The organism is Rhodococcus sp. IEGM 1241, from assembly GCF_033142365.1.
In the GTDB taxonomy this organism is placed as follows: Bacteria; Actinomycetota; Actinomycetes; order Mycobacteriales; family Mycobacteriaceae; genus Rhodococcus_F; species Rhodococcus_F erythropolis.
The window spans coordinates 437,225-446,995 of sequence record NZ_JAWLSE010000005.1 but is presented as its reverse complement, the minus strand read 5'-3'; the positions used below and the strand labels follow the sequence as shown (position 1 = coordinate 446,995).

The following is a 9,771-nucleotide window of genomic DNA, read 5'->3' as shown; positions in this document are numbered from 1 at the left end:
ACCGGATCGATGCTGACTGCTGCTGCACTGACTGCCGCACTTCTCTCCGGGTGGACTGCACAAGCAGATCCCGCATATCCGGCACCGGACCCGGACCCGTTCTATTCGCAAGCAGCGGCCGAGGGGACCGCCGGCACGCCGATCTCCGTGCGCCGGGCCCCTGACCTGATGACTTTCCCTGGTGTCGCGATCTGGCAGGTCAGCTATCGGTCCACGAACTCCGAGAACAAGCCGATCGCCGCGGTCAGCACGATCCTGGTCCCGCCGAATCAAGCGCAAGACGGCCCGTTGCTCTCCTATCAGCACATCGTCAACGCACTCGGAACGGGATGTGCGCCATCTCGCGCGCTTTACGCATCGGATCCCAACACCGTCATCCGTGAAGCGCCCATCCTCAACGTCGCGCTTCAACGTGGATGGACCATTGCCCTTCCTGACCATCTCGGACCCAACAGCGCCTACGGCGCCGCGCGCCTGGGCGGACAGATCACGCTCGACGGTATCCGCGCCGTTCAGAAAATCCCCGAATTGCGTAGTGGCGCCAGCCCAGTCGGTATTGCCGGTTACTCCGGCGGCGGCATGGCCACCGCGTGGGCGGCCGCACTGGCCCCGAGCTACGCACCCGAGGTCAACCTCGTCGGTGTAGCCGAGGGCGGCGTTCCGATGAATCTGTCCAAGATGGCCAACGGCCTCGGACAGGATCCGCACCCGGCCTTCGGCCTCGCGTTCGCCGCAGCAATGGGCCTCGAACGCGAGTACCCCGATCTTCTTCCGCTGAGTAATCAACTCAACGACCTCGGTCGGTCGATGCGGACCGAACTCACCAACGCGTGCACCAACGACATCCTGAGAGTTGGCGCAGGACGCAGCGCTTCCCAGGTGTCGACGTCGACTTCCCTGTTGTCCAGCCCCGAAGTGCGAAAGGTTATGGACGACAACAGCGTCGAACTCTACCCGGGTGTGCCGACTGCCCCGGTATTCGAATGGCACACCCCCGACGACGTCCTTATCCCCATCGATTCGGTGGTCAACACGATTTCTCGGTACTGCGCCGCCGGAGCCACGGTTCAATCTCAGCTGTTCCCCAGCCCGGACCACCTCACCACTGCGGTCCTCGGTCTGCCCACCGCGTTCGAGTACCTGCAGGACCGGTTCGACGGAGTGCCGGCCCCGCGTTCGTGCTGAATGTCTCCCGAGTGATGTATCGAGCAGGCGCGGCACATGGCCAACTCGGTGTGCCCGTGGCATCGTTGATCGTATGAGCGACACGGATGACACCGGCGCGGCCGGCAATGGCGATTACAGTCTCGATCCCGACGACCAGCTTCAACCCGAAGACACCCTGATCGATCGAGGCGTGGACGACATTCTCGACGAGGGAATCTCACCACCGGAACGCCCATTGGGCCTGGACGCCCACGGGTTGACCGGCAGTGAAGAATCGGCGGGGGAGACCCTCGACGAGCGCCTGGCCGAGGAAGAACCGGATCCGTACGCGTCACTGGGAGATCCCCTGAAGGATCCGGCAGATGCCGACGAATTCGAACGGGAAGAAGAATTCCCGAACGGTGACGAAGTCGGAAATCGCCGCGTCGGGCGTCTCGTTGCCGAAGACGAGGGCCGATACGAGGACGAGGAAAGCGAACTCATTGCCGGAGACGTCGGAATCGACGGCGGCGCAGCGTCGGCGGAGGAAGCCGCGATGCATCTGATCGAAGAATCAGACGACTGACCGACCGCCTGACTGTTGCGCCTGTTGATCGGTGAGAACGATGGAGTGGACGTGATTTCCACCCATCCTCTTGCTTTCGTACATCGCCGAATCGGCTAGGCGATGTAGATCGTGAACGCCGCTTTCTGCTGCTTGCACGTCTGGCCAGCCGCCGTTGTGTATGGCTATGCCGATGCTTGTCGTCGAGAGTGGTTCGCCCGTAGGGGAGTTCATGATGGGGGCGATCCGTGCGAGCAAGTCGCCGACGTACGGCAACGGCATGATCTGAACGACGACGAACTCGTCACCGCCGATACGAGCGATCGCTGCGTCCGATCTGGCCCAGTCGTGGAGTCGATACGCCGTGCGCAGGATGACGCGGTCGCCGACGTCGTGACCGTAGGTGTCGTTGAAGTGTTTGAAATTGTCGATGTCGATCACCACCACCAGCAAGGACTGGTCGAGGCTGGATTTCGCTTGCAGGAGTTCGGAAGTCCGCCGTGAGAGTCCGCGCCGATTCAGCAGGTCCGTCAACGGATCGAGTTCGGAGCTTTGAGCGTCGTTGCTCAGGAGCGCCAGAGCAATCTGCGTGACCACCGGTATGACGGTGATGACAGGGATGGCAAAGGCAATGCGTCCCAGGACGTCTGAGAGGCCGGAAGGTACATCGGTGAACACGCCAATGCTGGCGATAACGATGACCGCCCCGGAAAACAGCAGGTGCCACAGCTGCGCTCGAAGATTGTGAAAGAACGCTATGTACGAGCCGACGAGTCCGAAGACGAGGCACCCCAGCAGCCTTTGATCCGGATTGGTCTCCGCCAGCACGATCACCGCAACAGCGAGGTCGCCCGCGATGACAAAAAGGTACGACCGTTCCCGGGTCGTCGCAGTGAACGGCAGCGCTGTTCCGCCGATCATCACGAGCACTGCGATGACGACGTCCAACGGAAATCCGATGGTCTGTGCCGAATGGGTGCCCAGTCGCTTCAGCAGAATCGTGACTCCCAGGAGGAAAACCAATATGCCGATGCCTATCCGAGTCGGCATCAGAATTCCGTTGTCGCGCAAGAATCGCGTGAATCGGTCGAACTGGTCTGGCACTGCAAGCCAGCGGTGCACGGCCTTGGGTGTGTCACTCATCGCGGCCACTGATCATTCGAAGCGGCCGGTCGAAATAAAACACATGCGGCGATAGTAGTCCGTGGCGATGACAATGGAACTGCACCCGCTCGGCAGCCTGTCGTCCCCAATACGTCACAGTGACGAATTAGGGCGGGGTGGCTGGGAGTGGGCGAGACTCATCCATCAACATCAACCCGCGTCAGGCGGCCTGCCGCGCGGCCTGGACACCTGAGCGGCAGGGTTGCTCGGTGTCGGACGGCGATCGACGATTGATTGTCCGACGACGGGCATGCCAAGATGATCAGCTCACACAATGCGTCCAGCGGTCCAGGGCGGAAGCACGCGAATGGTCGACAGATACATCTACGGATCGACGACGCAGGAAACGGATCATGAGCCGATATCGCCAGGTCGACAATTTGCCGATAATCTACATTATGTCAAGTAACGGGTATTCGAACGTCCCCCGTCAGCCTGACCGCTAGCTTTACCCACATGGATTCCGTTGCACTCGTCCTCGGTTCACCACGTGGCCGTCGCTTCTGTGCGAACGTCGGGCACGCGTGCCGCGCCAGCGCAAGCAACTCCGGTGGACACTGGCCTCAATCGCCGGAACATGCGCTCGAAGTTCTCGGCGCTGTTGATATCCGGGCAATCGCCGAGATGTCCGAACTCGAGATTCTGCACTGTCTTGCGTATGCCGTAGATTGCGCACGCTACTGGGAGCCGCCGGACGAAGAAGACCTGATCTTCGTCCGGCCGGATGTCGCAGCGGCGCTGCGACCGATTGCCGGAGCACTACTCGACTCGCCACACGCCGCCTGGTGGACCGAGCCGATCGACCGCCTGAACCAGAATCTGGTTGAAAAGCGAAACCCCATTTACGGCTGGTCGGGCCTACCCCTGCGGATTTACCCCACGAAGGACGGCCTCGAACAGTGGCGCGATGAGGCACTCGATACCGAACGCCGGTTTCTGGAATACCAGATCGAAGATCCGGACCGTAACATCGGAGGCGAATGGTGGTCTACCCCTTTTGCCAACGGCACAACCGAAACAACCAGGGCCCGCGACGGTATCGGGGCCCTCGGGGTGTTTCTCGAAGAAGACAGCTCCTCGAACGAGGCGCGGGTGCAGCCGGTAAGGATCTACGGCGCGCCCCGCATCTACGAGATCACCGGTCCGCAGGACTGGGCGAATCTGGTCGATACCTATCCCCTGCCAGTGCCCGCTTCACGTCGCTTCGTTTGGTACGACACGACCGGTGAATACCGTGACTGGTTCATTCCGGACTGGGTTTCGGTCGCCGCAGATTACGACGCCATCCACTTGACCTTGATGGCCTATCTGACCACGCCAGGCATCGCGATCCCGTTGTCGGCCAACTCGGGGGCCACCGTGCTCGCCGGGTGGGATCCGGACGCCACATTCTGGCTACGAAGCAACAACATCACCGTCGAGGGCGAGCCACCAAGCTGACGCTCAGCGGCGCAGAATTCAGCCGGTGCGCCCGTACGGCCAGCCACCGTGCAGTGTCCTCGATCCCCTGTTCCAGGGTGAACGTCGGAACCCACCCGAGTAGTCGTAACGCACGATCGTTCGACGCATAGGCACCGGCAGTGTCACCGGTGCGTCGGTCGGCAGCGACCACGTCGACGTCTTCGCCGAGCACGTTCTCGAATGTGTGTACCAATTCCCACACCGTCGTCCCCCGCCCGCTGCCCAAGTTGACCACAGTCATGCGTGATGAATCAGCGGTGACCCGGTCGAACCTTTCGAGTGCTCGAACATGAGCGTCTGCAAGGTCCCAGACATGAACGTAGTCACGCACTCCCGATCCGTCGCGCGTCGGCCAATCCGTCCCCGTAACCCTGAAAGGCGTTCCTGTCGAATATGATTCGAACAGCTTTCCGAGTGCGTGGGTCGGGCGCGCCGACGCTGGTCCGCTTCGCAATTCCGGATCTGCCCCGACAGGGTTGAAGTAGCGTAGAGATATTGCCGATAATCCTGTGGCCGCCACGATGTCGTCAAGCATCGTTTCGAACTGAGCCTTGCTGTGCGCGTAGGGACTCTGCGGTGCGATCCGCCAATGTTCGTCGACACACCCACCGTCGCTCGGCGCGTACACCGCAGCAGAGGAACTGAACAAGAAGCGCTCACAGCCGTTCCGAAGGACACTCGATACCAGTGTCAGTGACTTGGATACGTTGTTCTCGTAGTACCGCGCCGGGCTACTCACGGAATCTCCGACCACGATCAAGGCCGCACAGTGAACTGTGGCAACGATATCGGGATGATCTGCGAATATCCTGTCGAGCAGTTTCTCGTCCGCGATGTCGCCGCAGTAGAACGGGAATCTGTGCGCAAATTCGGCACGGCCGGTCAGCAGGTTGTCGAGAATCACGACATCGATCCCGGCGTCGACGCACTTCGACGCCACGGTGCTTCCGATGAATCCCGCTCCGCCGGTGATCAGTACTTTCACGCTGCTCCCCCGGCATCTTCGACGGCAGCCCTCGCACGACGGACGAAGTGGGATACGCGTGAGCGTGCCAAGTCCCATCCACGTAGGTCGCGCCCGTCCCGGATGGAAAGCCGATCACGGTCGAGAAAGAGCGGCACCATGACCAGATCGCGGTAGAGCGAGTGCAGACGTGGGCGATCGGCCAACCACAGCGTGCATTGCCACCACCAACGCGCCGACGTAGTCGTCACCCCGGTATTCACTCCGAAGATCGATTCCACCGCAGCCCAGTGGACGTTCACCGCGCGACGGACATCGCGCGGCAATCGGCGTCGCGCGAGCATCGCCGGGAGTGACGGCTCGGAGTCGAACAGGTACCCCACGTCGAAGACGCTGTTCAACGCCAGATCAGCGCGAATCAAGGCGCGATCGGCAAGCCGCGCGTGAGCGATGACATGAAGCGTGACATCGGCAAGGGCAAGTCTGGATCCTTCGGTCTCCGCGCTGAGTCCTCGGACCGCGGACTCGCGGGTCAACGCGTGACGGGCGAACCGCGGAAGCAAGTGTGAATGGATTTCGACGGAGCCGTGACGGTCGTCGCGAAGGAGCGCTGGTTCCTGATGATCGTCGTGATCGATGGAATCCCCTGCCACCTCGTCCGGGCGAACCATTCGATAGCCGAAGTCGATGATCGCGTCGTTGGCTGGAACGGCGTGTGCGGGATCTACGACCAAGAGGTCGATGTCCGTCATCCGTCGTGCCGCCGGGTTCGGCCAGATTCTTCGCTCGAGAAGGGCAGCACCTTTCAGTGCGACAGTCGGAAATCCGCTGCTGTGTAACAACTCTTGCAGTTCTACGCGCTGCGCATCGAGGTCCGCGATACGAAGTGCGTTTCGGTGATGGACAAGGCTCAGCGTCAATTCCGGACTCGACGCGCTAGCTGCGGAATCCGACAGCATATCGGCGAAACTCGCCGGCAGGACCGATGCGAAGCCGGCATCGACTGCGCGGGCGGCCAGCAGCGGCAGCACCTTGTGCCTGGCAGCGGCGTCGATGACTCGCGGCCAATCTTGCTGCGAACACGAACGGATGACGTCGGCCCCGTGCTCGGCTTCCAACATCGAAATCAGGTACCGGGTGTCACGCATGACGCCACCAGTTCCTCCACGGTGTCGGCGCCGGTGTCGCCGTGGTGCCGGATCATTCTGTAGCACGGGGCATTCGAGAGCAGGGCAGCGATGTTTCTCAGGGTCAGTCCGTGATTGTCGGACCACAGAGCGGATTGCTCGGCCAGCGACTGTATCGCCTGGGGTGCGGGCATCGGCGCGACACGAGTAGGACCCCCGTCCCATTTATCGAGAATCAGCACCAGATCGATTCCGCGAACCGCCGAATCGACGTTGGGAGTAGCGGGCAATGTCGACGGGTCCAGTGCCCACACCGAAGGGGTATACGGGAGATACAGCGAATCGTGCGCCTTGATGTCCGGGAGAACGTCGAACGTACCGGCTTTCAGGTGAACCCGGCGCGGCAAGCCCACAGCTTCGGTACCGCGAATGAAGACCCCTTCGTCAGCTCGCAGTTGTGCACCCCGTAAGGCAAGGGCAAGCGCCAAGGTGGTTTTACCCGCCCCGGAGTGCCCGGCGATCGCCACTCTCACACCGTTGCAGTCGACCAGAGCGGCATGCAGGCGTGTCCACAGTTCGGTATCTGCGGCCGTCATGACATCCCGGTGCACAGTGCGGTAAACGTTCTCCGCGAGGTGGAGTCCGTCGAGACCGATCAGCGGTTCCTTTCTGCCTCCGATGGTCGAGTCGATGGTGGCGTCCCAGCGACCGAACGTCGATCGATTCCGCTGAATCCGAACTTCGATGTTGTGGTCCGCAGGCCAGGGGCTGGCAATTCGATGCTCGATGACACCGAGTTCGGGTATGGCAGGGCCGCGCACGATCGCATCAACCCATAGGTAGTGCGTTCGGAATTGTGGTACGTGGCTGCCTGTCACGGGATTCTCACACCAGCAGACGCGAGGCGCTCAGCTGTCCATAGGTCTCGCTGACCACCGACTCCGCGTCATGGTCAGGGATCTCGAGTACCTCCGACACCGCCTGGACGATGTCACTGACGGTCCGGCCGTCACACAGTTCCCACACCAAAGTCGCGATGGGGTTGAGGTGATGGGCAACCTCGCTGGAACTGTCGTACAGCACGACACCGTCGGTGAGATCATTGCTCTCCACCGTCTGTGAGCGCTGAGGCCTCGCGTCTTCGAGTAGTTCCGTCAAGATATCTCCTTGTTCCAACCAGTCCGATATTCGTGTTGAGCTATTTGCGTTTGGGGTGGTGTCAGAGCGAGAAGCGTCGTGAGTATTCGGATTCGATTGCGCCCGAACGAATCAGGCTGCGTGTGGAGGCGATGCCGGGTGCGAGCGTCAGACACGTGAGCGCTCCCCCGGCGTTCGCATCCACCAGGTAGTTGCCCAAAGTTTGGTAGTGGCCCGCCCATTTTTCGAATGCTTCGGGGTCTACCTCCGGATCCGCAATCGCGTCCAGAATTCGTTCGAAGGCGCGCGAATGAACGAGGACGGCGTGAACTCCACGGTTCTCCGGACTGGTGCGCAAGAGCGCCGAACCGTCGATCAGCGCTCCGTCGGCCGATTTCGCGTCGTGTCCGAGTTGGACGACATCCCAATCGCGGTGATCGAGGTCTTCACGTGCGTGGTCCAGGATCGACGCAGCCGCATCCAGCAAACTCACGTCGTCAGCTGCAATGAGGACCGAATCCCAGCTCTTCTCGGTCGCCCGAGAAACCGCGCGACGCCACGAGACGGCAAAGGCCGCTTCCTGATTCATCACGTCCTCGAAAGCTGATTCTCTCTCCACCGCTGTTACGCGCGGTAAGCGAATGAATCGATGCCAGGACGCCTTCCATCTGTCGATATCGAGGTCAAGATTCACGACGACAACACCGAGGTCCGACTTCGAATCCTCGACAGCCGGGGTGGGTTCTCCCCCTACTCGGGCAGGCGACAGTGGGCGATCGAGCACAACGTCGACTGCGCCCCGCTCGAGCAGATAGGTCGCCAGTGAAAAGTCGGACCGCACGGGTCCGTCCATGCCCCGAGAGAGTTCGTCTCGCAAGGTTCGGTATGCCGCGGCGCGAACAATCAGTGCAGCCCCGACCAGGTCTTCGCCGTGTGCGTGGATGACGGCCGCATCGGCTTCGGCGGGGAGGTCGTCTGTTATGTTCCGCAGCTTGTACATAACCGCGGGTTCGATCACGCGAGCCTCGTCCAGGAAGACCACCGACTTCCAGCCCAGCAGAATCGCCTTGTCGAGTCCGGCGACGAACGCTGAGGCCGTCCTCCACCCATCCGGACCGGCGTCCTCCGCCGGAATGGCACGGTGAACGGTCAGTTCGATCGACTCGGCCTCCGCCAGGCATGAACGCCACGGAGCTACTCGGCCGTCGTCGCTGAGAACGATCACCCCGCCGAAGACCAACTCGGGTCGCTGGACGCTCAGTTCGGCACGGCGACGAATCTCGGGATACGAATCACCGAGGTACCTGGAGAACTGACGATGGAGTGAGTCGAGATCCCATCCGACCTCACTCCAACCGAGCAGGTAATTGTGAACGCGATCTTCCCAATTTATTCGATACGGGACACCCGCCGGGCGCTCGAATCGATGGTGCCAACCAAATGTCGGAAGGCAGACGACCTTTCCGCCGTTGATCCGGAACTTCTCGTGGATGTATCCCTCCTCACCGCCGAATCCGGTGAAGTGCGAGTTCAATCCCGGCCATGCCTCACGCCTGCAGGCAAATGAGCCGAGGCCCTGCATGATGATCTCGAAAGGCACGTCCGGGTGTTGCTTCGCTCGCGGATCAACTCCCCAGGAGCCGAACATTCCGTTGCGCCACTTGGGGTCCATGTGGGTGGCCGCGATGTGCGAGGAATCCTGGGAGAGCATCGGTCCCTGGATCAGATCGTCAGTTTCCGGATTTGCATCGAAATACGCCAGCAACGCCGACAACGATCCCGGTGCCAGGATCACGTGGGAGTCGAGGACCAGGACATACTTTCCGGTGGCCTTGCGGAACAGGACGTCCCGCACCGCAGTCGATCGAACGTCGGTGAACGGGATGTAGCGGAACCGATCGATGTAACCGGCAAACGATTCGAGCATCGGCGCCGGCAACCCCTCGGGGTTGTTGTCCAACAAGACGAATTCGACTCTGTCCAGAATCTCGCGATGATGGACCAGGATCGAGTGGATCGTGAAGTATGCGCCGTCGAAATCGTCGTAGGTCGCGATTGCAATGGTGAGGTCGGCAGATTCTCCGTGCGGCGGAGTTTCTTTCACCTTTACTGGCACCGCGCTCTGAAGCCTCTTCAGAGCGCGGTGCAGGGCGTCGTCGAACTCGGGCATCGGTGTGCTCCCTGGGAACCCGTGGCGTTGTATCGAT

9 protein-coding genes are annotated in these 9,771 nt (G+C 61.3%); 3 read left to right on the top strand and 6 right to left on the bottom strand.

Annotated elements, in window-relative coordinates:
- Nucleotides 1-9: 9 nt before the first annotated feature.
- A complete protein-coding gene (locus R4P70_RS23385; RefSeq protein ID WP_317832146.1) occupies nt 10-1,185 on the top strand; it encodes a lipase family protein in 1,176 nt (391 codons plus the stop codon).
- A gap of 73 nt (nt 1,186-1,258) precedes the next feature.
- Nucleotides 1,259-1,732 carry a DUF5709 domain-containing protein gene (locus R4P70_RS23380; protein ID WP_019748468.1) on the top strand — a complete coding sequence of 158 codons (474 nt, stop codon included), beginning with the start codon at nt 1,259-1,261 and terminating at the stop codon, nt 1,730-1,732.
- On the opposite strand, the gene R4P70_RS23375 is transcribed toward R4P70_RS23380, so the two are convergent.
- Entirely contained in the window at nt 1,721-2,854 is a 1,134-nt protein-coding gene (locus R4P70_RS23375; RefSeq protein WP_317832013.1) for a GGDEF domain-containing protein, read from the bottom strand. The genes R4P70_RS23380 and R4P70_RS23375 overlap by 12 nt on opposite strands.
- Nucleotides 2,855-3,331: 477 nt before the next feature.
- On the opposite strand from R4P70_RS23375, the gene R4P70_RS23370 reads away from it, so the two are divergent.
- Nucleotides 3,332-4,315 (top strand): hypothetical protein, encoded by a 984-nt coding sequence (locus R4P70_RS23370; protein WP_019748466.1) that lies wholly within the window; start codon nt 3,332-3,334, stop codon nt 4,313-4,315.
- Here the strand turns inward: R4P70_RS23370 and galE are convergent.
- From galE to R4P70_RS23345, 5 genes are all read right to left on the bottom strand, one after another.
- Nucleotides 4,287-5,321, bottom strand: a complete 1,035-nt coding sequence (galE, locus tag R4P70_RS23365; RefSeq protein WP_019748465.1) for a UDP-glucose 4-epimerase GalE — start codon at nt 5,319-5,321, stop codon at nt 4,287-4,289. The genes R4P70_RS23370 and galE overlap by 29 nt on opposite strands.
- On the bottom strand, nt 5,318-6,448 hold the full coding sequence (locus R4P70_RS23360; RefSeq protein ID WP_317832010.1) for a nucleotidyltransferase family protein: 1,131 nt from the start codon (nt 6,446-6,448) through the stop codon (nt 5,318-5,320). The genes galE and R4P70_RS23360 overlap by 4 nt, the downstream gene beginning before the upstream one ends.
- Entirely contained in the window at nt 6,427-7,248 is an 822-nt protein-coding gene (locus R4P70_RS23355) for a hypothetical protein (protein WP_029255362.1), read from the bottom strand. Before R4P70_RS23355 ends, R4P70_RS23360 begins: the two co-directional genes overlap by 22 nt.
- A 64-nt stretch (nt 7,249-7,312) precedes the next feature.
- The gene (locus R4P70_RS23350) at nt 7,313-7,585 is read right to left on the bottom strand and encodes a PqqD family protein (RefSeq protein ID WP_133728061.1); all 273 of its coding nucleotides are present in this window, start codon (nt 7,583-7,585) and stop codon (nt 7,313-7,315) included.
- Nucleotides 7,586-7,646: 61 nt separating this feature from the next.
- Nucleotides 7,647-9,734: a glycosyltransferase gene (locus R4P70_RS23345; protein ID WP_317832006.1), complete on the bottom strand. Its 2,088-nt coding sequence runs from the start codon at nt 9,732-9,734 to the stop codon at nt 7,647-7,649.
- Between the last annotated feature and the right edge of the window lie 37 nt (nt 9,735-9,771).

Bases quoted from the DNA above. Each gene is read 5' to 3' on its own strand.
- R4P70_RS23385 (WP_317832146.1), top strand. From the start codon at position 10: ATGCTGACTGCTGCTGCACTGACTGCCGCACTTCTCTCCGGGTGGACT.
- R4P70_RS23380 (WP_019748468.1), top strand. From the start codon at position 1,259: ATGAGCGACACGGATGACACCGGCGCGGCCGGCAATGGCGATTACAGT.
- R4P70_RS23375 (WP_317832013.1), bottom strand. From the start codon at position 2,854: ATGAGTGACACACCCAAGGCCGTGCACCGCTGGCTTGCAGTGCCAGAC.
- R4P70_RS23370 (WP_019748466.1), top strand. From the start codon at position 3,332: ATGGATTCCGTTGCACTCGTCCTCGGTTCACCACGTGGCCGTCGCTTC.
- R4P70_RS23360 (WP_317832010.1), bottom strand. From the start codon at position 6,448: ATGCGTGACACCCGGTACCTGATTTCGATGTTGGAAGCCGAGCACGGG.
- R4P70_RS23345 (WP_317832006.1), bottom strand. From the start codon at position 9,734: ATGCCCGAGTTCGACGACGCCCTGCACCGCGCTCTGAAGAGGCTTCAG.